The following is a 24,781-nucleotide window of genomic DNA, read 5'->3' as shown; positions in this document are numbered from 1 at the left end:
ATTATACGCTATTTGTAAAAGTGATTCGACCATCAACAACATCAACTCTTACAGTCTCGCCATCGTGAATTCGTCCGTCAATCAGTTCCAGTGCTAGCGGATCAAGCACCCGTTTTTGTATCAAGCGCTTGAGCGGGCGGGCGCCAAAGGCCGGGTCGTAACCGTTGCGTGCTAGCATCTCGCGGACGCTATCGTCAAACTCGAGCATAATGTCGCGGCTGTCTTTGACTTGGCGGGCGACGCGTTTCAGCTGGACATCGACAATTGCTCGCATGGCCTCTGGTCGAATGCGGTCAAAAATCACGATATCGTCGATGCGGTTGAGGAATTCTGGGCGGAAATGTTGTCTGAGGACATCAAGCATTTGATTATCCAGCGCTGACAAATCGTCGCCAGCAAAGTCCATAATCGCCTGCGAGCCGATATTGCTGGTCATGATGATGACTGTGTTGGAAAAATCGACTGTTCGTCCCTGGCCATCAGTCAGGCGGCCATCGTCGAGCACCTGAAGGAGTACATTGAAGACGTCGGCATGGGCCTTTTCGATTTCATCAAACAGCACCACGCTGTAGGGGCGGCGACGGACGGCTTCGGTGAGTTGGCCGCCTTGGTCGTAGCCCACGTAGCCTGGCGGCGAGCCAATCAGGCGGGCCACGGCGTGCCGCTCCATATATTCACTCATATCGATGCGAATCATGGCGTGTTCGTCGTCAAATAATTCACGGCACAGGCTGCGGGCCACCTCTGTTTTACCCACACCGGTGGGGCCGAGGAAGAGGAAGGAGCCGATTGGTCGGTTGGTATCACTGAGGCCAGCACGTGAACGGCGAATGGCACTGGCCACGGCGGCGATAGCCTTGTCTTGACCAATTACTTGGGTGCTAATATGCTCCTCTAGTTTAGTCAATTTGCTGGATTCGGTCTCAATCAGCCGCTCCACGGGGATGCCCGTCCAGCGCGCCACCACGCTGGCAATGTCGTCAGGGGTGACTTCTTCGCGCAGTAGGCGGTCGGTCGGTGGGATGGCCGCTAGTTCCTGGCGAGCGGCAGCCAGCTTTTTCTCCAGCTCTGGTAGGTCGCCGTATTTGATGCGGCTAGCGGTGGCGAGATCCGCGTCGCGTTCGGCGATTTCCAGTTGTGAGCGTAGACTATCCATTTTTTCAGTGGCGGTATTGACGATCTGGAGAATGTCTTTTTCGTGCTGCCATTTATTGTCAATCACCTCGGCCTGAGCCCGAAGGTCGGCGATTTGTTGCTTAATTTCCTCTGTGCGGGCCTTGGCGTGGTCGGATTTGTCTTTTTTCAGCGCCGCTTCTTCAATCTCCAGCTGCAAGCGGCGGTTATTCAGCCGGTCCAGGGCAATTGGCACGCTCTCCAGCTGCATCTTCAGAGCGCTGGTGGCTTCATCCAGGAGGTCAACGGCCTTGTCAGGTAAAAAGCGGTCGGGCAGGTAGCGAGTGGACAGCCGCGCCGCCGCCACGATGGCATCGTCAGAGATTTTAACGCCGTGATGCACCTCGTATTTTTCTTTCAAGCCGCGCAAAATTGCCACGGTGTCGTCAAAACTTGGCTCGCCGACATAGACCGGCTGGAAGCGCCGCTCTAGGGCCGCGTCTTTCTCGACATGCTGGCGATACTCCGCCAAGGTTGTCGCGCCAATCATGTGTAGCTTACCGCGCGCTAGGGCGGGTTTGAGCATATTGCCGGCGTCCATGCTGCCTTCGGTTTTGCCGGCGCCGACCATGGTGTGAATTTCATCAACAAACAAAATAATTTCGCCGGCGGCTTCTTCAACTTCTTTCAAAATTGCTTTTAAGCGCTCTTCAAATTGACCGCGAAAGCTCGCTCCAGCCAATAAACTAGAAATTTCCAAGGAAATCAGCCGCTTGTCTTTTAGCGACGCCGGTACGTTACCTTTGACAATGCGTTGCGCCAGGGCCTCGACGATGGCGGTTTTACCAACGCCTGGTTCGCCGATGAGGACTGGATTATTTTTGGTGCGCCGGCTGAGGATTTGCATAGTGCGGCGAATTTCCTCATCCCGGCCGATGACCGGATCAAGTTTATTTTCCTTGGCGAGCGCCGTAATATCGGTGCCGAATTTTTCCAGTGGCTGCTGTAATTCTTCTTGCATATTTGGTGGCATAGGTCCTCCTTTTTCTTTGGCTGTTCATTGCCTAAATTATTACGCCACGACGAGAATCAGAGCGGGGATAATTGATATAACTATCATAGCAAATTAGCACTCTCAGCGCAAGAGTGCTAAATGGAAAAATTTGCCTATTGATGAAGGTTATATCTGATATAATACTAACTAGAATCACAGTGAAAGGGGTACTTCATGAATATTCTCGTTACTGGCGGTGCTGGGTATATCGGCAGCCACACTATCATTGAACTGCTGGCCTCGGGACACGGCGTGGTGGTGGTCGACAATTTATCAAATTCATCGGCTGAGAGCCTGCGTCGGGTTGAGAAAATTACCGGCCAGTCTGTACCGTTTTATGAGTTTGATCTCTGTGATCGAGCGCGGCTGGTGGAGTTATTTAAGTCTGAGACGATTGACGCAGCGATTCATTTTGCGGGCCTGAAAGCTGTCGGTGAGTCGGTGGAAAAAGCGCTGCTCTACTACCAGAATAACCTAGAGAGCACATTGACACTACTGGATGTCATGCAGGAATTTGATGTGAAAAAGTTGGTCTTTTCCAGCTCAGCAACGGTGTACGGCGACCCAGCGCGGCTGCCGATTACCGAGGATATGCCGCTGTCGGCGACTAATCCGTACGGACAAACCAAGCTGATGATTGAGCAAATTCTGCGCGACGTGGCGGCGACCAAGCAGGGCTGGCAGTTTACCTCACTACGCTATTTCAATCCCGTTGGCGCTCATCTGAGCGGCCGTATCGGCGAAGATCCGTCGGGCATTCCGAATAATTTGCTGCCGTTTGTGTCGCAGGTGGCAGTCGGCAAGCGCGACCACTTGAGTGTATTTGGCGATGATTATGATACGCCGGATGGCACGGGTGTGCGTGATTATATTCACGTGGTTGATTTGGCGCGGGCACATGTGGCGGCGCTGGAACGTTTGGGCGAGCCGGATGAATATAAGGTTTATAACATCGGCACTGGCCGCGGTACGTCAGTGTTGGAATTGGTAAAAGCGTTTGAAACAGCGTCGGGCCGGGAAGTCCCATACCAAATCACGCCGCGCCGGCCGGGCGACATCGCTGCATGTTATGCTGATCCAAGTTTGGCAGAAAAAGATCTAGGTTGGCGAGCGGAATTAACTATCGAAGAAGCTTGTCGGGATGCCTGGAATTGGCAGAGCAACAACCCGAGCGGCTACAATAGTTAATTGCCAGATTTGGTAAAAATCTTCTTTTCGTAATAATCTGAACGTTTGGCGAGCTCGGCGTTCAGATTTTCAATTCCACCGTATTGCTCGGCCAGAGTTTCTTTAATAGAGAATAAATTTGTGCCCAGTCCCAATCGTTCGCCGTCAACTTTTACACCCAGTGCCGCCAAGGTTGATGGGTACATGTCAAAGGTCGTAAAGCGGCGGTTTCTTGTACGATCAGTGGTTGTAGCTGGATTGATAAACGCATTATAAATTGTTCGCTGATAATTGGTGCCGGCGGTTTTTTCGTCGTAGTACGATGTTTGCATACCCAAGTGGTCGCCAGAAATTATAATTGTAGTATTTTTATAAAAAGGCTGAGACTGTACCCATTTGACGAATTCTGCCACTTGTTTGGACGAGCAGGCGTGGACGTTATCGTATTGATTATTAAAATTTTTAGCACAATTTTCGTCCAGATAGCCGTCGGTAAAATGCGTGTCAGCAGTCAGCAGCTGTAAATTAAAGGGCTTGTCTGACGAAGCCAGACGTGAGGCTTCTTCGCGGGCAAACTGGAATAATTTTTTATCCTCATAACCCCACCAAACTTTATAATCGCCAGTAATTTGACCATGCTGTTTGGCGTAATTATAATCCTGAATAGTAAAATTACCGTGTTGTGTGAGTAGTTTATCGCGTCCGCCGAAACTTGCCTCAGATCCCATGATAAATGTTTGATTATAACCTTGTTTTTGGAGGATTTCGCCTAGGCTATAGGCGCCCGGCAGAAACTTCTTAAACTCACCTAGCGAGTTATGGTCGCGTCCGCCAACTAAAGTTTCTTTTAGAGGAACGCCAGCTGATTGGGCGGCCATGCCCGCGACAGTCCAGCCAGTGTTTGTTGCTGGTAAGGCACCGCCTAGACCAGAAGCCTTATTTGAAAATGAGGTATTTTTCAGAGCCAATTCTTCTAGCTCCGGAATAACAGAGACGTCAGCGCTGCCGCCATTGGCTTTTGAGGCTAGGGTGTTTTCCATCGATTCCAGATAGATATATATCAAATTGCGTTTTTCATCAGGAAAGGTTAATTTGGCGGTTTTTGGGTTAACATAATTTTCTTCGTATAGTTTGGTTGATTGAGTTAGAGCGTAAATATAGCCAGGAATACCGAAGCTTTGAATGAGTAGTGTGAGTGAGATTAAAAACATAGTTAGTGAATAAATTAAAGCGTATTTTAATCTCAAAAATGGCAGGATGATTTTTCTTGATGATTTAATTTTATCAAGGCAAAATGTAATTCCATGATTAAGGTAGGTAACGGTTTTTTTTGAAACTGGGATGAGAAGTATGCCGAATAGTAAGAAAACTAGGGGTAGGTTTTGCAGGACGGCCGACCATAAATTGTCAGATTTACCGCCGGCTAGTCCGTTGACAAAATAGAAAATTATCTCATCAATCTGCGAGTCTTTAAAGACAACCGATTTATAACGTGCCGCAATTAAGAAGAATGCTGCCAAAAAGAGTAAGGTAATTGATATCAATTTCGCCCAGAAGCGCTTGGTAAATTTAATTCTTTTCACTGCTACATTATATCACTTACGTTTTTTAGGGAGAAAGGGTTATAATAAAAGCATGAGCAAGAATAAAGCGCGTACATTTGGGATTAGTTGGTGGATTGGACTGGCTTTATTTGCTGGAATGATCTGCTTGATGCTGGGCGATATTTTGCAGCGCGACGGCGTGATTGGCTCGAAAACTGATGTGCTGGTGATGGGGACGAATGCTGGCTTTAAGCCGTTTGAGTATATTGATAATAATGAAATTGTTGGCTTTGATGTTGATTTGGCGCGGGAAATTGCCAAAAGTATGGGCAAAGAGTTGAAAATTGAAGACATGTCATTTGACGGGCTATTGCCGGCGTTAGACAGTGGGCAAATTGACATGGTGGCAGCAGGTATGACGGTAACGCCGGAGCGGGCGAAAAACGCATTATTTTCCGAGCCGTATTATTCGGCGTCGCAGCGCATAATTGTTAAGAAGGGTAGTCCGATTCGTAATAAGCATCAGCTTTCGGGGCGGAAAATAGGTGTGCAGCTGGGTACGACTGGCGACACATTGGCATCAAAAATTGCTGGCGCCTCGGTTACTCAATTTCAGACTGCGCCTAGCGTTTTGCAGGAGCTAAGTGCTGGGAAAATCGAGGCGGTCATTCTGGACGATGCTCCCGCCAAGCAGTACACGGCTGGTTTTCCTGATTTGGAAATTTTGCCGGGCGCGCTTAGCAACGAAAGCTATGCCATTGCCATTAAAAAAGACAATACGGATTTGCTAGAGAAGGTTAATAAAGAAATTGTTAAGATGAAACAAGACGGCCGTTACGACAAATTAATTCGCAAATATTTTGGCGAGGAGGTAAAGTCGTGAACTTTTGGGAGGTAATTTTTGGTGGTGATCGTTGGTTGTTTTTATGGCACGGTCTGGAAGTAACGTTGGTTTTAACCGTTTTAGCGCTTATTTTGGGTTCAATAATTGGCATAATTATCGCCCTGATGTGTACGTCGAATTTTCATCCATTTGGCAGGATGAAATCGGGGAAGCTTGCCAAATTTAATCCACTGGCTGGCTTGGGGAAACTTTACGTTGATATTATTCGCGGCACGCCATTGTTAGTGCAATTGTTAATTATGTATTACGTGGTGTTTGGCTCGTATCAATTTATGCCGAAGATTTTTGTGGCAGCGGTGGCGTTCGGTATTAACAGCGGTGCGTACATTGCTGAGATTATTCGTGGTGGTATCCAGAGTATTGATAAGGGGCAAATGGAGGCAGCGCGGTCGCTGGGTCTGAGCAATTGGCAAGCTATGCGGCTGGTTATTTTACCGCAAGCGATGAGAAATTCGTTACCAGCATTGATTAGCGAATTTATTGCTTTATTAAAGGAAACGTCGGTGGTTGGCTGGATTGGCTTGAATGATATTATGCGTGGCGCTGACAATATTCGCTTCCAGACAGCGACAGCTTTTCAATCGTTATTTGCTGCTGCGGCAATGTATTTAATTTTGACGGCGATTTTTACACGAGTAATGGCACGAGTAGAAAGGAAGTTGAAGCATGACGATAATCAGCGTTAAGAATTTGAAGAAAACATTTGGTACCAACCGCGTGCTGCGCGATATTGACGTGGAAATTGACGAGGGTGAAATTGTCGTGGTGGTTGGCTCCAGCGGCTCCGGCAAGTCGACGTTTTTACGCTGCTTGAATCTACTGGAAGAGCCGACATCCGGCGAAATTGTTGTTGATGGTGTTAAGATTACCGATCGGCATGTCAATTTGAATGCTTTGCGCCAAACTATCGGTATGGTTTTTCAGCAATTTAATTTATTCCCGAATCTGAGCGTGATTGAGAATATTAAATTAGCACCTAAAAAACTACGTAAGTTTTCTGATCAAAAATCTACAAAATTAGCGCGAAGTTTGCTGGATGATGTCGGGCTGCTCGATAAGGCAGATGCTTTGCCAAGTAGTTTATCGGGCGGCCAAAAACAGCGGGTAGCCATCGCTCGAGCACTGGCGATGGAGCCAAAAATTATGCTGTTTGACGAGCCAACTTCAGCGCTGGATCCAGAAATGATTGGCGAAGTTCTGGATGTGATTCGCAAAGTTGCTGAAAAAGGCATGACGATGGTGATCGTGACGCACGAGATGAAATTTGCCCGCGAGGTCGGCACGCGGATGATTTTTCTGGACAAGGGCGAAATAATCGAAAACGGTACGCCAGCCCAGGTAATGGATCATCCGAAAACCGAGCGCGCTAAAAAATTCTTCGCCAAATAGCCCGAGTGACCTCGCTATAATTCGCTTAGAACTGGAACTTCTGTCAATTTGTTAACTAGCTGGTCCAGGTCAACCTCTGTCAGATAACTCGGTAAAATTCGCGTCGTTTTCGGATCGACAAAGCCGCATTCCGCCACTTCCTCGACGCCGTGCGATGTTTGCTCCAGGTTAATGTGCTGGTAATCTTGCCAATTGGTGATAAGGAAGAAAAATTCCAATTGCTCGTTCGGGCTATGCGCTGATTGCTCACCCGATTCGGCGAATTGTTGTATAAATAACAACTTACCGATTTCTGGTTTGATACCCGTTTCTTCAATCATTTCTCGGCGTAGACCGTCGAGCAAGCTTTCGCCCATTTCCAAGCCGCCGCCTGGCGTGCACCAAAAATTACGCCCTTTGCTGTTATTTGCAGTCAATTTTTGACAAAAAATTTCACCCTTGTTGTTAATAATAATTCCGCGTACATTAACTCGCCGCTGCATAAAACCTCCTTTATTTTGCTTATAGCCAGAGGTTCTAGTTAGTGAACGTGCGCTTCAAATAATTTCCATGGTCGGGGTGATCCGATTTGAACGGACGACCTCACCGTCCCGAACGGTGCGCGCTACCAAGCTGCGCCACACCCCGACGCTAAAAACAGTATACGTCCAGCTGATACTTTTGTCCAATGAGTCTCTGCGACGGATGTCGCGTATTATGGTAAAATAGAGACTGGATTTGAGGTACTAAAAGGACAATTATGAAACATATTTTACGAATTTTTAGCGGCTATTGGCTGATGTTTATCATCTTGGTCTGTTTTACCTACGCCATGGTGATGGCAAATTTGTGGCTGCCTGACAAGATGTCGGAAATCGTTAATAACGGCATCATCAAACAAGACATGCCAGCGATTTGGCATAACGGACTAGTGATGATTTTGGTGACGGCGGCGGGCGGACTGTGCTCAATTGTCATTGGATTTTTGGCGTCTCGGATTGCCACTGGTATGGCGCAAAAATTACGAACAGAATTGTTTGAGCGAGTCGAGAGTTTCGCGCTGGCGGATTTCAATAAATTTTCCACCGCCTCGCTGATCACTCGCTCGACCAACGATATTCAGCAAATTCAGATGACGTCAATCTTGCTACTGCGCCTGGCCTTGATGGCGCCAATCATGGCAATTGGCGGTCTGCAAAAAGCCGTTCACAACGCGCCAGATTTGAGTTGGATTATTGCGCTGGCAGTGTCGGTGCTGCTGGTCGTCATTGCCGTGCTGTTCGTGATTGCCGTGCCGCGGTTCAAAAAATTGCAAACGCTGGTGGATAAGCTCAATTTGGTGACGCGCGAAAACCTGGTGGGTTTGAAAGTCATTCGTGCCTTTCACAATGAAAAGATTGAGCAGAAAAAGTTCCAGCAAGCCAACACCGAGCTGAATAAAATGAATTTATTTGTCAATCGGCTTATGATGCTGCTTGACCCAATCATGACGCTGGTGATGAACTTTTCTAGCGTGGCGATTGTCTGGTTCGGCGCGCATTTGATCAGTAGCGGCAATCTGCAAATTGGTAATATGATGGCGTTTTTGGAGTACGCTATGCAGGTGATTATTTCGTTCTTGCTGTTGTCGATGGTGTTTATCATGGTGCCGCGGGCGGCCGTATCGGTAAAGCGGGTGGGCGAGGTGCTCGACACGCTGCCGTCAATTGTTGATCCGCCGTCGCCGCAGCAATTGCCGCATGACGCTACGGGTAAAATCGAATTTAAAGACGTGACCTTTACTTATCCAGATGCTGATCTGCCGGTACTCTCAAGTATCAATTTCACCGCCGAACCAGGGCAAACCACAGCGTTCATTGGCAGCACTGGCTCCGGCAAATCAACGTTGATCAATTTGATCCCGCGCTTTTACGATGTGTCAGCGGGGCAGATTTTGCTGGACGGCGTGGATATTCGCCAGCTTAAACTGGAAGATTTGTACGATCAAATCGGCTACGTACCGCAAAAAGGCGTGTTGTTTAGCGGGACGATTGCCAGCAATATCAAGTACGGCAACGCCAAAGCTAGTAAAAAATTGGTCGAAAAATCCGCTAAAATCGCGCAAGCCACCGAGTTCATTGGCGAGCTAAAAAACGGTTACAAAAATGACATCGCTCAAGGCGGCAGCAATGTTTCCGGCGGTCAGCGGCAGCGTTTGTCGATTGCTCGGGCGATTGCTGTGGAGCCGAATGTCTACATTTTTGATGATTCGTTCTCGGCGCTGGATTTCAAAACTGACGCCACATTACGCTCGGCACTGGCTAAAGAAACCAAGCACAAAACCGTACTCATCGTCGGTCAGCGCATTAACACCATCACAAACGCTGACAAAATCATCGTGCTGGATGAGGGCAAAATTGTTGGCCAAGGCACGCACCAGGAATTGATGAAAAATTGCCAAGTCTATCAAGAAATTGCCGCCTCCCAGCTTTCGGAAGATGACCTGCAGAAAATGTCGGCGACGACCGCGAAAGGAGCGGCGTAATGGCTCAGCAAAGCATGAAAAAACGCCAGCCAGTGAAGATGGGCGGTCCAATGGGCGGCGGTATGGGCGCGGGCGAAAAAGCCAAAGATTTCAAAGGCACGGTCAAGAAGTTAGCTAAATATTTGGCAGAATTCCGCTGGCAAATGCTAATGGTGGCGATTTTTGCAGTCGGCAGCACCGCGTTTGCGATTGTCAGCCCGAAGATTTTGGGCGGCGCCACCAACCAAATCGTCGAAGATTATGTCAGCATTAAGGCGTATGAAACCATCACTAGCAAGCTGCCGAATGGTGCTTCGTTGCCAGCTGGCACGACCGGTGCTGATGTTCTGAAGCGGCTACCGAACAAGTCGGAAATTGAAAGCCAAATTCCATCCAACCAGCTTGATACCATCAAAAAACTGGATCTCAGCCAGCGCCCAGAATTTCACTTTGAGGCAATTTGGCGGGTCGTTAGTTTGCTAATTGGTTTGTATGTGCTCAGCGCCATTTTCCGCTACATCCAAACCTGGCTGATGACCCAAGTGACGCAAACGGTTACCTTCAGAATGCGCCGGCAATTGTCCGAGAAAATCAATCGCCTGCCGCTGAGTTATTTTGACAAGCAAACCTACGGCGAAGTCCTCAGCCGCGTCACCAACGATGTCGATACCATCAGCCAGACGCTCAACCAAAGCCTGTCGCAAATCGTCTCCTCGACGGTGATGGTGCTGGGGATTTTGGTGATGATGTTTTCCATCAGCTGGCAGATGTCGCTGGTGGCGCTGCTGGTGCTGCCGTTGGCTGGCGGCGTAATCACGCTGATCGCCAAAAGCTCGCAAAAGCAGTTCCTCCGCCAACAGACGCAGCTGGGTGAACTAAACGGCCACATCGAAGAAATGTACGGCGGCCATCAGGTGATGCGCGTGTTCAACGGCCAGAAAAAGTCGCTGGCTAAGTTTTCGCGGATTAACGATCAGCTGCAGGAAAGCGCCTGGAAAGCTCAATTTTTGTCGGGTTTAATTTATCCGATCATGAATTTCATCGGCAATATCGGTTACGTCGTCATGGCGATTTTGGGCGGTTGGCTGGCGATTAACGGCCGGCTGAAAATTGGTGACATTCAGGCGTTCATCCAGTATATCGACCAATTCAATCAGCCGCTGGTGCAAGTTGCTAACATTGCCAATGTGCTGCAATCGACCGCCGCTGCCGCCGAGCGCGTGTTTGAATTTTTGGACGAGCCAGAAGAAAAGGCGGAAGGTAAGGATTTGGTGAAATTGGCGCACGTCAAGGGCGAAGTCGAATTCGACAACGTGGTCTTTGGCTACAAGCCTGACCAGACTATCATCAAAGGATTATCAGCGCACATCAAGCCAGGCCAGCGTGTGGCGATCGTCGGCCCGACGGGCGCGGGCAAAACTACCTTGGTCAATTTACTGATGCGATTTTATGAAATTAACAGCGGTGCTATCAAAATTGACGGTGTTAATATCGCGGACATGAAGCGCAGCGACGTGCGGCAACTGTTTGGCATGGTGTTGCAGGACACCTGGTTGTTTAACGGCACGATTCGCCAAAATTTGCTCTACGGCAACCCAACAGCCAGCGAAGAAGAGATGGTCGCCACCGCCAAGGAAGCGCACGTTGACCATTTCGTGCGGTCGCTGCCGGGCGGCTACGATATGGTGCTGGGCGAGGAAGCCACGAACATCTCGCAGGGCGAAAAGCAGCTGCTGACGATCGCTCGGGCGATGTTGGCGCGCACGCCGATGCTGATTTTGGACGAAGCCACTAGTTCGGTCGACACCCGCACTGAAGTACTCATCCAAAAAGCCATGGACAAGTTGATGCAGGGCAAAACCAGCTTCGTCATCGCCCACCGCCTGAGCACTATCCGCGACGCTGATCTAATCTTGGTCGTCCGCGACGGCAACATCATCGAGCAAGGCAAGCACGACGAACTGCTACAGCAAAACGGCTTTTATGCTGAGCTGTATAATAGCCAGTTTGCTGAGTAGACGTTCGCTATTTTTTGCATAGCGATATTCTCGTAGCTTCTGGTATGTGTAGCTCAAAATCAATATCAGTTTTCTGGACAATTTCGTAACAAGACGGTATGGCTTGATTATCTGGTAATTCAATTATCTTTCCATCATTAAATAGTTGCCCTTGTCGATAGATATTGTGAATAAACTGTACATTTGGTTTTGTTTTTCTCAAGCGATATAACGCTGATTCATGTCGTGTTTCGTCATCTGTAACAACTTTGGGCTGCGTATGCCATTGTCCCATAATACATAATGTTGATAGAGAGTCGTCAATTCCGAGGATATTTTTAGCTAGTTGTTTTTCTCGTTCCTGCGGGCTTGGTGGTATGACGGCGTCCTCATCTAAATTGTCAAAAAATGTATCAATAAAAACGAGCTCTTTAAGTTGATTTTGCTGTAGAAGAATTGCTATTGCTTTTATCATTTCAAGAGATAGAATGCTTGAGTCAAAAAGGTCTTCATCAACTAAGGAAAAATCATAAGAATTGATCTTTACTGAATTGATGAAGTCAAACACAGTAGGGCTAGCTTCAATGGCCAATCGTTGTATGCAAGTTTTTTTAACCAAGGTATAGACGATATCGGCATTTTCTTTAATACCGTGAATTTCGCCATAAACAATTAGGTTTGACTTTTGTAGGGCGGGCTGCAGGAGATCGAGGTGCTTTATGTCTAATTGTTTCGGTAAAAATGTTTTGATAATGTCGTGATTGTTCATATATGCTATTTGAGAGTTTACCTGATGAAATCATAAATACACAAGAGCATAGCGTCTATGATTTGCTGATAGTTTGTGGTCTGCTTATAATATTTTTATGAATATCACCAACTATCTCCTCGCCAAATACCCCATTATCTCCGACCAAGTTGACGCCAAAGAGCTTGGCACCTTGCTGCGAGAACTGGAAAAGTTGTTGCAAAGCGGTGTGACTGGTAACATCGTCGAGTTTGGCTGTTATGTCGGCACGACGAGTTTGTTCATGCGGCGGCTGCTGGACGCTTATGATTTTAAGGGTGAGTTTCATGTTTACGATTCGTTTATGGGCTTGCCAGAAAAAACCCAAGCCGACGCCAGCGCTGCGGGTGAGCAGTTCAAAGCCGGCGAGCTGCTCGCGCCACGCAAAACCTTCATTCAGAATTTCAAAAAGGCTGGCTTGAAACTGCCAATCATTCACAAAGGTTGGTTTGCTGATTTTTCTCCTAATGACGTGCCGGAAGATATTATTTTTGCATTTTTTGACGGTGATTTTTATGAGTCAATTGCCGATTCATTCCGCATGTGCGACGGTAAGTTTCATAAAAAAGCAACGATTGTGGTTGACGACTATGCCAATGAAGCGTTGCCGGGCGCCGCACGAGCGGTTGATGAGTGGCTAAAAAATAACCAACAATTTACGATAAGAATTGAAGCCAGTCTGGCAATTATCTACTCTTGCCCAAAAACATAAACGTGTTACAATTAAAACATTAGTAATATAAACAGGGGAGGGTTGTGATGGACGAACCAATTCACATCACGTCTGAAATAGGAAAACTTAAGACCGTTTTGTTGCATAGGCCAGGTGAAGAGCTGGAGAATTTGACGCCAGATTATCTGACCGATCTTTTATTTGACGATATTCCATATCTGAAGGTGGCACAAGCTGAGCATGATGCTTTTGCGGAAGTGTTGAGAAATCATGGAGTTGAAGTGCTATATCTAGATCAATTGGTAGCAGAAGCTCTCAGTACGGATCAATTGCGCGAACAATTTGTCGATGAAATGCTGGCTGCTTCTAAGCAGGATTCACGCCGCGTAACTCAAACTTTGCGTCAATTCTTGCTGGACCTGCCAACTCACGCGATGATCCGCAAGATTATGGCTGGTGTGCGTAAGGATGAAATTACTCTTCCTCCAGATCAGCATCAGCAGCTTCATAATATGATTGAGAAGAACCATTATCCGTTTTATCTTGACCCAATGCCAAATTTGTACTTTACGCGTGACCCAGCTGCCGCTATTGGTAATGGTCTGACAGTCAACAAGATGCACTGGACGGCTCGTCGTCGTGAATCGCTGTTTATGCGTTATATCATCGACCATCATCCACGCTTCGCGAATCGCGTGCCAGTTTGGTATAACCGCACCGAGAAATTCTCAATTGAAGGTGGTGATGAGTTGGTGCTGAGTGACAAGGTAATGGCGATCGGTGTGTCAGAGCGTACTACGGCTGAAGCAATCGAAAAAATGGCAACCAAGCTGTTTGCTGGCTCTAACTTTAAGAAGGTCATTGCTATGGAAATTCCGAAGTCGCACGCCTTCATGCACTTGGATACGGTATTTACGATGATTGATCGAGACAAGTTTACAATTCACCCAGAAATTCGCGACCGTGGTGGTAAGATGAACTGCTTCGTTTTGGAGAAGGTTGAAGGTCAGCCGTTCCCGCGCATTACACATGAGACAGACCTTGAGCATGTTTTGCGAGTAGCGTTGGGTCTGCCGAGCGTTACGTTAATTGAATGTGGCGGTGGTGATCCAATCGCGGCTGCTCGTGAGCAGTGGAATGACGGCTCCAACACTTTGGCAATTGCACCGGGAGTGGTGGTAACGTATGATCGCAACTACGTTACTAACCAAAAGTTGCGCGAGCAGGGCATTCAAGTTATTGAAGTTGCTGGTGCTGAGCTTGGTCGTGGTCGTGGCGGTCCACGCTGTATGAGTATGCCGCTAGTGAGAGAGGATGTATTTTAATGGCTCAGAGTTTGAAAGGTCGGTCACTTTTAACCTTAGGTGACTATACAGCAGAAGAAATCCGCCTACTTTTAGATACGGCGCGTGAGTATCGTCGATTAAAGTATGCTGGTGTATCACATCGAATTCACGAAGGCAAAAATGTGGCATTGCTATTTGAAAAAACCTCGACCAGGACACGCTGCGCTTTTACGGTGGCGGCTAATGATTTGGGCATTGCGCCAGAATATCTTGGTAAAGATGACATTCAGCTCGGTAAAAAAGAAACAGTCGAAGATACGGCTAAGGTACTGGGTCGGATGTTTGACGGTATTGAGTTTCGCGGTTTTGATCATAAAACGGTGGAAGATTTGGCGAAGCATGCAGGCGTGCCGGTATGGAACGGCTTGACCGATAAATTCCATCCAACACAGATTTTGGCTGATTTCATGACTATTGAGGAGCATGTTGGTAAGCTCAAAGGCACCAAATTAGTGTTTGTGGGTGATGGCCGTAATAATATGGCAAATTCCCTGATGATTGGATCGGCAATTATGGGTCTTGATTTCCGTATTTTGGCGCCTCGTGAACTACATCCGGAGCAAGCTCTTGTTGACAAGGCTCGCCACTTCGCCAGGTCAAGTCATGCGCGTATTACCATTACCGACAACTTCGAAGAAGCCTTGCGTGGTGCTGACGTGATTTACACCGATGTTTGGGTTTCAATGGGCGAGGAGGATAAGTTTGCTGAGCGTATCAATCAATTGCGCCACTTCCAGGTCAATCGTGACATGATTAACCTGACGGGAAATCCTGAAGTTAAGTTCATGCACTGTTTGCCAGCATTCCACGACGCATTGACGATTACCGGCAAGAAGGTTCAGGAAGATTTTGGTCTAGATTCTATGGAAGTTACGGATGAGGTGTTCCGCTCGCCGCATTCGATAGTATTTGATCAAGCGGAAAATCGTATGCATACAATTAAAGCTGTTATGGCTTTAACATTGTAGTTGTTGTCGTAATAAGGAGGTTAAGGAGGCTCCGAGGCAATGGTAGAAAAAATTAAAAAAGCAAAGCAGAAGCTTCGATCGCCGTCGGCTTTTACGATTTTATTTGTCGTGATCGCAATCATGGCAGCGTTGACATGGATTATTCCGTCAGGCGTCTATAAGACTGATAACGATGGTAGCCGTGTTGCGGGATCGTATCATGTGGTTGAGAAAGACCGCACCGTCAAGGAAAAGAAGGATGGTAAAGAGACTGAAGTCGATAAGCATGACCGACAAGGTTTGTGGGACGTCTTCACCGCGCCGATTAAAGGTATGACGAATAAGCTTGATGTGATAGTTTTCGTCATGGTGCTTGGTGGATTCTTGGGTGTTACTATGAAGACTGGCGCCCTGGATGCTTCACTCGGTGCGCTCCTTCGTAAGATGAAGGGCAAGGAAAAGTGGCTCATTCCAATTTTAATGACGCTGTTTGCTATCGGTGGTACAACTTACGGTATGCAGGAAGAAACTGTGGCGTTTTACGCACTAGTTATACCGATGATGATTGCTGCTGGCTACAATGCAATGACTGGCGTGATGGTGATTGTGCTTGGCGCCGGTACGGGTGTGCTCGGTTCAACCATTAACCCATTCTCTACTGGCGCTGCAGCCGCAACAGCAGACATAAAGCTAGGTAATGTAATTCCAATTATGTCGATCATTTTAGTACTGTGTCTGATTGCGGCAATTATCTTCACTATGCGCTACGCTGCAAAAGTGAAGGCTGGCAAATATAAGGAAGATGTTCGTTATAAGCCAGCTACGGCTGCTCTAGATATGGAAAATATACCAAAACTAACTACCCCACGAAAAGTTGTCATGGGCGTATTCGCTATCACATTTATCTTGATGGTTCTTTCGCTGATTCCTTGGGGGAGCTGGGAAATTACTTTCTTTGACGACGTGTTTAAGAGAGCTTCAGATTTACCAGTTATCGGTGCAGCGCTCGGTGTGGTCCATAGTGCCGCCTTTGGTGAATGGCTGTTTGGCGAAATCACTACACTGTTCTTGATATCAACTATTGTAATAACCGCAATTTACTATAAAGAGTTTAAGAAGGAGGGTATTTTCCCAGTTGACACCTTCATTGATGGTGTGAAAGATATCTTGCCAGTTGCTTTGATTATTGCAGTGGCAACCGGTGTTTCTGTTGTGATGACTAACGGTGAAATCCAAGATACTATCATCAGCTGGGGTGAATCGCTCCTGAAAGATGCTGGCGGTGGCGTTGTTGGTGTGTTGGCGTATCTGTTCTACTTGCCAATGTCATTCATCGTACCATCATCATCAGGTTTGGCAGCAGCAACCATGCCGGTTATTGCACCAATTGCCGACCTGGTTGGCTCAAGCAAAGAGGTCATGGTCGCTGCTTTTGCTACGGCATCAGGCCTCATCAATATGATGGCACCAACTATTGCTTCATTGATGGGCGGTTTGGCACTGGCTGGCGTTTCATATCGCGACTGGATTAAGCGGTCAGCTCCAATCATGGCAGTATTTGCCGTCATTAGCCTTGTAGTTATTGCAATCTTTGGAGCGCTGTAACACATGGATAAGAAGCGTACTATTGTAGTAGCGCTCGGTGGTAACGCCCTGCAACGGCAGGGCGAAGCCGCGTCTGAGCAGCAACAGCGTGTGGCTGATGAGACAGTTCGCCAACTTTTACCACTGATTCAAGCTGGTCATAATGTAGCGATTGTCCATGGCAATGGGCCGCAAGTTGGCAATATCGTCTTACATGAAGAGGCGATTAACACGGCCGACGTGCCAAGCTTACCTCTGGAGGATTCTGGCGCTATGAGTCAGGGTTTGATTGGTTTCTGGCTGCAGCAAGCTCTGCATGATGCCTTTAAGGTTAATCAAATGAATAATCGCGCTATCAGCGTGGTGACGCAGACAATTGTTGACTTAAGCGATCCAGCTTTTCAAAATCCGACTAAGCCAATTGGTCCGTTTTATTCGGAAGAGGAAGCTAAAACTGTCGCTAGTGAGCGGGGCTATACGGTGAAAGAAGATGCTGGTCGTGGTTGGCGACGAGTTGTGCCTTCACCAAAACCTCAGACGATTGTTGAGGCCGACGTAATTAAAGCGCTAGTCCATGCTGGAGTTACGGTAGTATCAACTGGTGGCGGTGGTATTCCTGTTTTGCAGGATGAAACTGGTCAATTAAAAGGTGTCGCAGCGGTTATTGATAAGGATTTTGGAGCAGCAAAATTAGCCGATCTTTTAGAAGCTGATACATTGTTAATTCTGACTTCGGTTGACGCCGCTAAGATTAATTTTGGTAAGCCAGATGAACAATCTCTGGGTGAGGTCTCAGTGGACGAGCTTCAAAAACACATTGATGGCGGTCAGTTTGCGGCAGGTTCAATGCTACCAAAAGTCCAGGCGGCGCTGGCGTTCTTAGCTGGCAAGCCGGGCCGCACGTCAATTATTACCTCGTTAGATAAAACTGCTGAAGCAATCAACGGCTCAGCTGGAACGATAATTAAATCGTAATAATGCACACAAGAAATTCCTGTCGATAGGGCAGGTTTTCTTGTGTTTATAGATATTTTATTTTATAATATAGAAATTATGTTACAGTATCTTCGCTCGTCAAGTAACGACTCGGTGATTAGTACGCAAGAAAAATTGCGTACAGGTTCTTGGGTGCGCTGTGAGCGTCCGAGCGATGAGGAGGTGGCTCAGCTATTGACGTTAGGTCTGGACGAGGATTTAATTAGTGATGCGCTTGATCCACACGAGGTGCCGCGTATTGAATTTGATAATGACTGGACGTATCTAATTGCCCGTCTACCAGATACAGATGATGATTTTAATGATTTTACCACGCCAATATTATTTTGTCTGAATAAAGATTATCTTGTGACATTATCGCGGGATAGCTTGGGGCGTTTATGGCAGCCATTTATTGATAAGACGCGAATTAGAACTGATCGGCAAATTGAACTTCTGGTTACTATGGTTGAAGCAATTTCAACTCAATACCAGAGGCGGGTGGCAACGATTAACCGTCAAATGCGTGCTGCTACGGATAATATTCATACATTGAGAGTTAATGATATTGCGACGTTGGCTGAATATGAACGCAAATTGAACGATTATTTAGACGCTCTCATTCCGATGAACTGGGCAATCGAGCGCCTTTTAGCAACCCAAAAACTGCGTCTGAAGGAAGATGATAAGGAAGATGTTGAAGATATTTCGATTGATTTAGAGCAGGTAATTGCGCGATGTAAAAGTTTATTGAGGACTATTACAAATGTTCGCGATAGCTACCGAGCAGTGATGGACACGCGACTTAATGAGACGATTCGTCTTCTAACGGTAATTACGGTAGCTTTGACTATCCCGATGATGATTGCTGGCTTATACGGCATGAACGTGCCAGTTCCAGGAGCTGATAATCCAGTGATGTTTTGGATTATTGCCGCAATTAGTATGGCTCTGGCTGTTGTTGTGGGATATTATTTCTTAAGGCGTAGGTAGCGCGGGCGTCACCTCGAGTCTAAATTGCTAATATAGCTTATGTATATTATAATTTTTTCATGGTGGTGGGTTATTTTGAGCGCAGATCACTGACCGAGAAGCTGACGCAAGTTAATCGAATGCATAAAAATGGCTGGATTCACTTGGGCGGTAGTTTTGATGCTGTTCGTGTATCTAAGGCTTTATCGCTGTCTACGAATGTAGTGCGTGATGTGCTTGATATTCATGAACTTCCTCGAGCAGAATTCTCTGATGGTGTTGAATATGTCTTTACGCGCATGCCGTTTGGGAGAACTGATTCTGGCAAAACGGTGCCATTTTTAATTGCGATTTCGGGCGGTCATTATATTACAATATCGCCGTATGCTAAATTCTCGCCTCTAGAAATTAGTGATTATTTATTTAGCACCACTGAGCGGCCAGCGGGAATTTTTGCTGCAAATCTAGCATATATTATTGCTCAATACGAACAACGTGTGCATTTGTTAACGGAGAAGATTGCTGATGCTCGGCGGCGTCTAAGTCGTCGCGAGGTGGAGAATGCTGATTTTATTAAATTTGTAGCAATTGAAGATACACTTAATGAGTATCAAAGCAGCCTGGAGGGAATATCTCATGTTATTGCGCAACTGATGGAGAATCGCCGTCATTTGTTTAAAACACGAGATTTAGAAGCGCTGGCGGATATTGATTTACATATCAAGCAGATTTTAGTAGCAATTAGCTCCAGTGCACACACCATATCAAGTATTCAAAATGCCTATTCGACCGTGGCTAATAATACTTTGAATCAGCGGATGAAAGTTTTAACAGCTATTACTATTTTGCTGGCAATTCCGAATGTCTTTTATGGTATGTATGGAATGAATATTGCCTTGCCGTTTCAGGGGGAGCCTTGGGCATATCCAGTAATTACCAGTTTTACAGCGTTGTTGATTTTACTTGTTATGGTTATTGCCAAGCGAATTCGCTTATTCTAATATATAAATAAGTAGGCATTTTAAAATGTTTTTGCTTGACGTGCCAATAGACGTTTGGTACCATTGTTGATGTGTCTCGCGCCGAAGCATTAAATTGCTGATATATATAAGTGATAAAGGTCGAAGCGCGTGGGGCTGCACATAATAATAAGGAGTGCAAAACACATGCCAATAGCAATCAAGTTTGTGCCATCCCGGCGCAAAAAGATCGCGGTGGATGTGGTGCCTGCCGAATGGCAAACATACATAGCACAATAAAAAGTGCAGTCGCTCTCATAATAGAATAGGGACGACTATAAATAAATCCCGCTCCAAGGCACCGGAGCGGGATTTTGGCTTTTCGTCAAATAATATTAATCTTTTATTTCTACGCCAGCCTTTTTAAGCGCTTCTTTTACTGATGATTCAATTGAGCCCGAGCTATCCATTTCAGTGTTTTTTCCATTGACATAGAAGGTTGGAGTGGCGGCAACACCATGTTTGCGTCCCAACGCCATATCAAAGTCAATCTTATTCTTAACCTTGCTACTGGCAACATCGATTTTATACTGATCAATGTTGAGGTTTAGTTTTTCTGCATATGACCTAAATATCGTGTCGCGCTCTGTGGCACTGGCATTCTTCCAGGCGTCCTGGCTAGAGTATAAGAGACTATTCATCTCCCAGAATTTTCCTTGCAGTCCAGCGGCTTCAGCGACGGCTGCGGCAGCGCGTGCATTTGGGTGTGAGCCAGCAATTGGGAAATTGCGGAAGATAAGCCTTACATTATCCTTGTATTTTTTTGCAATTTCTTCAGTTTTTGGTGCAGCAGCGCTACAGCCAGGACATTGATAGTCCGCGTACTCAACAATAGTCACCTTAGCGTTCTTACTGCCAATTTCATGGTCGGCAATGTTGCCGTTTCGGGACTCTGCGGCTATTGCTGTGTTCAACTGATCGTTTGTGATATCGCTCACATTGAGTCGATTTTGTGTTGAAATATAAATCATTCCGCCAACAATTGCTATTACAATAATTGAGAAAATTATCCAGCTTTTCTTGTTCATTTTACCTCCGTTTACTCTAGCAAGTATAGCACGAAATACGGTACAATAAAACTATGATGATAATGCTAATTATTGGATATTTAGCTGTTTTAGCGGCGTTGTTGATTGTGCTGGGAATCCGACCAAATGCGCCGTCGCATAGTCAATTTGAATTGCAACGTCGAAGTAAAAAGGGTGATAAAAAGGCCGATATTTATTTGCGCCAGCAAAAATTCTTATACGATATAATTTCTTTGCAACGAGTACTGGCGTCTTTACTGCTGGTTATTTTAACAGTTATTAGTGTCAATTTATTTCACTGGACAATTGGACTCATATCATCAATGATAATTGCTCTTGAAATCGGTGCAGTGGCGCGGATCCGTTTGTGGCAAAAATATTCACAGCAGTTATATGAAAAATATGAAGAGCAAATCTTAACGATTATTGAACGTCATCAATTATTGTTTTCGCTAATTCGTTCGGTTTCGCCAACGGTAAATGATAGTCGTGTAGTTGAATCGAAGGATGAGCTATTGGAGATAGTTGCTCGGTCGAGTAGAGTTTTCTCTGCTAACGAAAAGAAGCTAATTAATAGTGGGCTAAAATTTAACGATATGATAGTTGAGAGTGTGATGACGCCACGAAGTATGATCGAGGCGGTGTCGGTGGATGAGTTTCTTGGGCCATTAGTCTTAGACGATCTTCATAAAAAAGGCCATAGCCGGTTTCCGGTTATCCAAGGTGATATTGATCATATAGTTGGCATGTTAAGGATTCAAGATTTGTTAACCATTGACTGCAAGTCAAAATCTTATCGTGCAGAAAAAGTTATGAGTAGAGATATTTACTATATAGATAAAGATCAGACTCTATCGTACGCTTTGGCTGCATTCTTAAAAACTCAGCATCATCTTTTTATTGTTATTAATGAGATCCGAGAAACGGTGGGTTTACTGAGTCTGGGCGATGTTATGGAGGAGTTGCTGGGTCGTAAGATAGATAATGAATTTGACTCTGATGAAGAACTCCGTAAGGTTATTGAGCATAAAAATCGCAACACTGACGACTTAAAGAGCTAAGAGTCTATTTTTTGCATGTAATGGCATTCAGGGTAATTGGAGCATCCGTAAAATGGCGAACGATCTTTTTTGCTATGTCTTATCACCAGATGACCGCCGCGACAGCGTGGGCATGGTTTAATTTTTTGAGATATGTCTGATACATCAGGAATTGGTATTACGACACCTTTATCTTCAAGGGCGCGGATGATGGTAAGTAGTCCCGTGTTATCAATAAGTCGTATTCTGTTGCCATTGGTAGAATATTTCACAAATTTTCGTGCATCTGAGGAGAAGATGTTTGTAGTGACAAAGAATGCCTCACCTCCATGTAAATGATCAACAACCGCACCATAAAAATCACGCATTTCGGATACTTTAACAATTTTTTCGATATATTTTTTACATTGGACATAACTCTGGACGCCGTTTTTGTATAATACAATATCAATGCCACCGTCACGTTTATACGGAGTGGTTGCAGCCGAATAGCCAAAATGTTCAAATAATTGAGCGATGTATTTTTCGAAATTATACGGTGACATGGAGCGAATTTTGGTGAGCAGTTCATGGTCGCTGGGCGATGTGGCTGAATTAGACATGTCATCTGCAGTGGGCTTCTTGTCTAGCTGTACATTTTCCGAGATAGGTTTCTTGATTGACTGTGCGTCTGCTGCGGTTGTCTTTTTCTGACTTAACTCTTCTAGCTCACGAGAGGCTGTGAGATATAATTTTCTATAATGAAAAATCACAAGGGGACTGGCGATAATCCACGTAATTGAACAAAAGATGACTACAGTGCCCACCGTATAGCTATCCATGTGGTGATTATAGCATAAAACTGTCGCTGCTGTGGTATAATAACAGATATGAAAAATAGAATTTTGGCAGCAAAGACCTCTGATGAAGTTGGGAAAAGTATTACGGTAGCGGGCTGGGTACACTCCCGGCGCGATCACGGCGGGCTGATTTTTATTGACCTACGCGACCATACTGGCTTGGTGCAGCTGGTGATTAATCCTGAGCAGGCGGAAGCCTTTCGTTTGGCGGAAAGTCTGCGCGATGAGTTTGTGATTCGTGCCAGCGGTGTGGTGACTGAGCGTGGCGAGGGTTTGAAAAACCCAAATATTGCCAGCGGTAATGTGGAAATCGTGGTGGAAAATCTGGAAATTCTCAACCGTGCTGAGACCTTGCCAATTCAGCCGTTCGCCGAGGAAAACCAAGCGGGCGAGGACTTGCGTTTTAAGTATCGTTACCTCGACCTGCGCCGCCCGAAGATGCAACAGATGCTGAAAAAACGTGCTGAAATGTACCGACGGATGCATCAGTACATGGACGAGCGCCAATTCATCGAAATTCAGACGCCGATTTTGGCAAATTCCAGCCCCGAGGGCGCGCGCGATTTTCTGATCCCCAGTCGTCTGCAAGAAGGTAAGTTTTACGCTCTACCGCAAGCACCGCAGCAGTTCAAGCAGCTGCTGATGGTTGGCGGCGTGCCGCGGTATTACCAGTTGGCGGCGTGTTTTCGCGACGAAGATCCGCGGGCCGATCGACTGTACGGCGAGTTTTACCAGCTGGATCTGGAGATGAGTTTCGTTGAGGACGGCGAGGAAGTTCGCCGTGAGGTCGAACCGTTGATGCGACAGCTAGCGACTGAGTTTGCGGGCAAGAAATTGCTGGATTTGAGCGACCTGTCTGTTGGTGAAGGCAGTCCAATTCCGCGTATTTCCTACCGCGACGCCATGGAGACGTATGGCTCGGACAAGCCGGATTTGCGCTTTGGTATGGAGCTGATTGAACTGACAGATGTATTCGCCGACACCGAATTTGGCGTGTTCAAAAACGCTGAGTGTATCAAGGCGATTTGCGTCAAAAATGGCGCCAGTCTCAGCCGCAAGCAAATTGACCAATTCACAGACATTGCCAAAAGTGAGGGGGCGGGCGGTTTAGCTTATATCAAGTACGCGACAATTAAAAATACAGATGAGGCGCAGGGCCACGTGATACCAATGCATACTAACGCTCCTTGTTTTTATGATGTGATTTCGCCAGTGGCAAAGTTCTTGTCAGACGAAGAACACAAATTACTTATAGAGAAAATGAACCCTGAGGACGGTGACGTTATATTCTTTGGTGCTGACGCTCGCCCAGTTGTCAACGCCGTGCTTGGCCGTCTGAGAAACGAATTTGCTACTCATTTCAACCTGAAAGACCCGAGTGTGGTGGCGTTTGCTTGGATCATCGATTTTCCGTTTTATGAATGGGACGACCACGGCAAGAAGCTTGATTTTGGCCATAACCCATTTAGTATGCCAAAGGGCGGTCTAAAGGCGCTGGAATCGGCGACGACCGATACCGAAAAACTCGCTATCGTGGCTGATCAATTCGACATGGTGATGAACGGCTACGAAATTTGCTCTGGCGGCGTGCGCAACCACAACCCAGCGGTGCTGTACAAAGTGTTTGATCTGCTTGGCTTTAGCAAAAGCTACGTCGAAGAAAAATTTGGCGCCATGCTAAACGCCTTCAAATACGGCGCACCGCCACACGCTGGTTGCGCCTTTGGCGTCGACCGCATCCTCATGGAGCTCATCGACGAAACTAATGTTCGCGAAACCTTAGCCTTTCCAAAGAATGGTTCGGGTGTCGATGTGATGATGGACTCACCGTCGACGGTTGATCCAGTGCAACTACGAGAATTAGGATTATAATATACATCACGGCGGCGTAAATCTGCCGTGATTATTCTATAGTGACAGG

At 46.4% G+C, this 24,781-nt stretch carries 21 protein-coding genes and 1 tRNA gene; 15 read left to right on the top strand and 7 right to left on the bottom strand.

The features are described 5' to 3' along the window. Nucleotide 1: 1 nt before the first annotated feature. Nucleotides 2-2,146, bottom strand: coding sequence for an ATP-dependent Clp protease ATP-binding subunit (locus tag TM7x_RS03450; protein WP_052198873.1), 2,145 nt, complete (start codon nt 2,144-2,146; stop codon nt 2-4). A gap of 195 nt (nt 2,147-2,341) precedes the next feature. Here TM7x_RS03450 and galE point away from each other — a divergent pair, with 195 nt between their 5' ends. Next, nucleotides 2,342-3,355: a UDP-glucose 4-epimerase GalE gene (galE, locus tag TM7x_RS03445; protein ID WP_039327835.1), complete on the top strand. Its 1,014-nt coding sequence runs from the start codon at nt 2,342-2,344 to the stop codon at nt 3,353-3,355. On the opposite strand, the gene TM7x_RS03440 is transcribed toward galE, so the two are convergent. Further along, nucleotides 3,352-4,917 carry an LTA synthase family protein gene (locus tag TM7x_RS03440; protein WP_052198872.1) on the bottom strand — a complete coding sequence of 522 codons (1,566 nt, stop codon included), beginning with the start codon at nt 4,915-4,917 and terminating at the stop codon, nt 3,352-3,354. The genes galE and TM7x_RS03440 overlap by 4 nt on opposite strands. A gap of 52 nt (nt 4,918-4,969) precedes the next feature. Here TM7x_RS03440 and TM7x_RS03435 point away from each other — a divergent pair, with 52 nt between their 5' ends. Genes TM7x_RS03435 through TM7x_RS03425 form a run of 3 tightly spaced genes read left to right on the top strand, consistent with a single transcriptional unit; the run spans nt 4,970 to nt 7,171 of the window. Then, entirely contained in the window at nt 4,970-5,761 is a 792-nt protein-coding gene (locus TM7x_RS03435; RefSeq protein ID WP_052198871.1) for a basic amino acid ABC transporter substrate-binding protein, read from the top strand. Then, entirely contained in the window at nt 5,758-6,468 is a 711-nt protein-coding gene (locus TM7x_RS03430) for an amino acid ABC transporter permease (protein ID WP_039327833.1), read from the top strand. Before TM7x_RS03435 ends, TM7x_RS03430 begins: the two co-directional genes overlap by 4 nt. Beyond that, on the top strand, nt 6,449-7,171 hold the full coding sequence (locus TM7x_RS03425; protein ID WP_039327830.1) for an amino acid ABC transporter ATP-binding protein: 723 nt from the start codon (nt 6,449-6,451) through the stop codon (nt 7,169-7,171). The genes TM7x_RS03430 and TM7x_RS03425 overlap by 20 nt, the downstream gene beginning before the upstream one ends. Nucleotides 7,172-7,185: 14 nt before the next feature. Here the strand turns inward: TM7x_RS03425 and TM7x_RS03420 are convergent, their stop codons facing one another. Continuing rightward, on the bottom strand, nt 7,186-7,653 hold the full coding sequence (locus TM7x_RS03420; RefSeq protein ID WP_039327829.1) for an NUDIX domain-containing protein: 468 nt from the start codon (nt 7,651-7,653) through the stop codon (nt 7,186-7,188). Nucleotides 7,654-7,721: 68 nt separating this feature from the next. After that, nucleotides 7,722-7,798: transfer RNA gene (locus tag TM7x_RS03415), tRNA-Pro, on the bottom strand. 112 nt (nt 7,799-7,910) lie between these two features. On the opposite strand from TM7x_RS03415, the gene TM7x_RS03410 reads away from it, so the two are divergent. After that, the gene (locus TM7x_RS03410) at nt 7,911-9,674 is read left to right on the top strand and encodes an ABC transporter ATP-binding protein (RefSeq protein ID WP_052198870.1); all 1,764 of its coding nucleotides are present in this window, start codon (nt 7,911-7,913) and stop codon (nt 9,672-9,674) included. Next, nucleotides 9,674-11,671 carry an ABC transporter ATP-binding protein gene (locus TM7x_RS03405; RefSeq protein WP_039327827.1) on the top strand — a complete coding sequence of 666 codons (1,998 nt, stop codon included), beginning with the start codon at nt 9,674-9,676 and terminating at the stop codon, nt 11,669-11,671. Before TM7x_RS03410 ends, TM7x_RS03405 begins: the two co-directional genes overlap by 1 nt. A gap of 7 nt (nt 11,672-11,678) precedes the next feature. Here the strand turns inward: TM7x_RS03405 and TM7x_RS03400 are convergent, their stop codons facing one another. After that, nucleotides 11,679-12,419 (bottom strand): hypothetical protein, encoded by a 741-nt coding sequence (locus TM7x_RS03400; protein WP_039327825.1) that lies wholly within the window; start codon nt 12,417-12,419, stop codon nt 11,679-11,681. Between the two features lie 97 nt (nt 12,420-12,516). Between TM7x_RS03400 and TM7x_RS03915 the strand changes: the two genes are divergently transcribed. The 7 genes from TM7x_RS03915 to TM7x_RS03365 all read left to right on the top strand — a co-directional run bounded on the left by TM7x_RS03915 (nt 12,517) and on the right by TM7x_RS03365 (nt 19,935). Next, a complete protein-coding gene (locus TM7x_RS03915; protein WP_052198869.1) occupies nt 12,517-13,149 on the top strand; it encodes a TylF/MycF/NovP-related O-methyltransferase in 633 nt (210 codons plus the stop codon). 47 nt (nt 13,150-13,196) lie between these two features. Continuing rightward, nucleotides 13,197-14,435 carry an arginine deiminase gene (gene arcA, locus TM7x_RS03390; protein ID WP_039327822.1) on the top strand — a complete coding sequence of 413 codons (1,239 nt, stop codon included), beginning with the start codon at nt 13,197-13,199 and terminating at the stop codon, nt 14,433-14,435. Further along, the gene (gene argF, locus TM7x_RS03385; protein ID WP_039327820.1) at nt 14,435-15,424 is read left to right on the top strand and encodes an ornithine carbamoyltransferase; all 990 of its coding nucleotides are present in this window, start codon (nt 14,435-14,437) and stop codon (nt 15,422-15,424) included. The genes arcA and argF overlap by 1 nt, the downstream gene beginning before the upstream one ends. 39 nt (nt 15,425-15,463) lie before the next feature. Next, nucleotides 15,464-17,008 carry a YfcC family protein gene (locus TM7x_RS03380; RefSeq protein ID WP_039327819.1) on the top strand — a complete coding sequence of 515 codons (1,545 nt, stop codon included), beginning with the start codon at nt 15,464-15,466 and terminating at the stop codon, nt 17,006-17,008. Nucleotides 17,009-17,011: 3 nt separating this feature from the next. Continuing rightward, nucleotides 17,012-17,962: a carbamate kinase gene (gene arcC / locus TM7x_RS03375; protein WP_039327817.1), complete on the top strand. Its 951-nt coding sequence runs from the start codon at nt 17,012-17,014 to the stop codon at nt 17,960-17,962. 78 nt (nt 17,963-18,040) lie between these two features. Continuing rightward, on the top strand, nt 18,041-18,955 hold the full coding sequence (locus TM7x_RS03370; protein ID WP_039327815.1) for a magnesium transporter CorA family protein: 915 nt from the start codon (nt 18,041-18,043) through the stop codon (nt 18,953-18,955). 59 nt (nt 18,956-19,014) lie between these two features. Then, on the top strand, nt 19,015-19,935 hold the full coding sequence (locus tag TM7x_RS03365) for a CorA family divalent cation transporter (RefSeq protein WP_039327813.1): 921 nt from the start codon (nt 19,015-19,017) through the stop codon (nt 19,933-19,935). A gap of 353 nt (nt 19,936-20,288) precedes the next feature. Here the strand turns inward: TM7x_RS03365 and TM7x_RS03360 are convergent, their stop codons facing one another. Then, a complete protein-coding gene (locus TM7x_RS03360) occupies nt 20,289-20,981 on the bottom strand; it encodes a DsbA family protein (RefSeq protein ID WP_052198868.1) in 693 nt (230 codons plus the stop codon). Nucleotides 20,982-21,034: 53 nt separating this feature from the next. Between TM7x_RS03360 and TM7x_RS03355 the strand changes: the two genes are divergently transcribed. Beyond that, the gene (locus TM7x_RS03355; protein ID WP_039327811.1) at nt 21,035-22,042 is read left to right on the top strand and encodes a CBS domain-containing protein; all 1,008 of its coding nucleotides are present in this window, start codon (nt 21,035-21,037) and stop codon (nt 22,040-22,042) included. On the opposite strand, the gene TM7x_RS03350 is transcribed toward TM7x_RS03355, so the two are convergent. After that, complete coding sequence (locus TM7x_RS03350) at nt 22,039-22,842, bottom strand: restriction endonuclease (protein WP_039327810.1); 804 nt, start codon at nt 22,840-22,842, stop codon at nt 22,039-22,041. The two genes, TM7x_RS03355 and TM7x_RS03350, sit on opposite strands and share 4 nt — an antisense overlap. A gap of 48 nt (nt 22,843-22,890) precedes the next feature. On the opposite strand from TM7x_RS03350, the gene aspS reads away from it, so the two are divergent. Next, a complete protein-coding gene (aspS, locus tag TM7x_RS03345) occupies nt 22,891-24,732 on the top strand; it encodes an aspartate--tRNA ligase (protein ID WP_052198867.1) in 1,842 nt (613 codons plus the stop codon). The last annotated feature ends 49 nt before the right edge of the window (nt 24,733-24,781 follow it).

The sequence above is a fragment of the Candidatus Nanosynbacter lyticus genome, assembly GCF_000803625.1.
Classification (GTDB): Bacteria; Patescibacteriota; Saccharimonadia; order Saccharimonadales; family Saccharimonadaceae; genus Nanosynbacter; species Nanosynbacter lyticus.
Note: the sequence above shows the minus strand (reverse complement) of the source record. Positions and strands in the feature narration are given on the sequence as shown.

Coding starts and splice junctions, on each gene's coding strand:
- arcA (WP_039327822.1), top strand. CDS start 13,197: ATGGACGAACCAATTCACATCACGTCTGAAATAGGAAAACTTAAGACC.
- TM7x_RS03360 (WP_052198868.1), bottom strand. CDS start 20,981: ATGAACAAGAAAAGCTGGATAATTTTCTCAATTATTGTAATAGCAATT.
- TM7x_RS03365 (WP_039327813.1), top strand. CDS start 19,015: ATGGTGGTGGGTTATTTTGAGCGCAGATCACTGACCGAGAAGCTGACG.
- TM7x_RS03405 (WP_039327827.1), top strand. CDS start 9,674: ATGGCTCAGCAAAGCATGAAAAAACGCCAGCCAGTGAAGATGGGCGGT.
- TM7x_RS03370 (WP_039327815.1), top strand. CDS start 18,041: ATGTTACAGTATCTTCGCTCGTCAAGTAACGACTCGGTGATTAGTACG.
- TM7x_RS03450 (WP_052198873.1), bottom strand. CDS start 2,146: ATGCCACCAAATATGCAAGAAGAATTACAGCAGCCACTGGAAAAATTC.
- TM7x_RS03400 (WP_039327825.1), bottom strand. CDS start 12,419: ATGAACAATCACGACATTATCAAAACATTTTTACCGAAACAATTAGAC.
- galE (WP_039327835.1), top strand. CDS start 2,342: ATGAATATTCTCGTTACTGGCGGTGCTGGGTATATCGGCAGCCACACT.
- TM7x_RS03410 (WP_052198870.1), top strand. CDS start 7,911: ATGAAACATATTTTACGAATTTTTAGCGGCTATTGGCTGATGTTTATC.
- TM7x_RS03355 (WP_039327811.1), top strand. CDS start 21,035: ATGATGATAATGCTAATTATTGGATATTTAGCTGTTTTAGCGGCGTTG.
- TM7x_RS03380 (WP_039327819.1), top strand. CDS start 15,464: ATGGTAGAAAAAATTAAAAAAGCAAAGCAGAAGCTTCGATCGCCGTCG.
- TM7x_RS03435 (WP_052198871.1), top strand. CDS start 4,970: ATGAGCAAGAATAAAGCGCGTACATTTGGGATTAGTTGGTGGATTGGA.
- TM7x_RS03915 (WP_052198869.1), top strand. CDS start 12,517: ATGAATATCACCAACTATCTCCTCGCCAAATACCCCATTATCTCCGAC.
- argF (WP_039327820.1), top strand. CDS start 14,435: ATGGCTCAGAGTTTGAAAGGTCGGTCACTTTTAACCTTAGGTGACTAT.
- TM7x_RS03420 (WP_039327829.1), bottom strand. CDS start 7,653: ATGCAGCGGCGAGTTAATGTACGCGGAATTATTATTAACAACAAGGGT.
- TM7x_RS03350 (WP_039327810.1), bottom strand. CDS start 22,842: ATGGATAGCTATACGGTGGGCACTGTAGTCATCTTTTGTTCAATTACG.
- aspS (WP_052198867.1), top strand. CDS start 22,891: ATGAAAAATAGAATTTTGGCAGCAAAGACCTCTGATGAAGTTGGGAAA.
- TM7x_RS03425 (WP_039327830.1), top strand. CDS start 6,449: ATGACGATAATCAGCGTTAAGAATTTGAAGAAAACATTTGGTACCAAC.
- arcC (WP_039327817.1), top strand. CDS start 17,012: ATGGATAAGAAGCGTACTATTGTAGTAGCGCTCGGTGGTAACGCCCTG.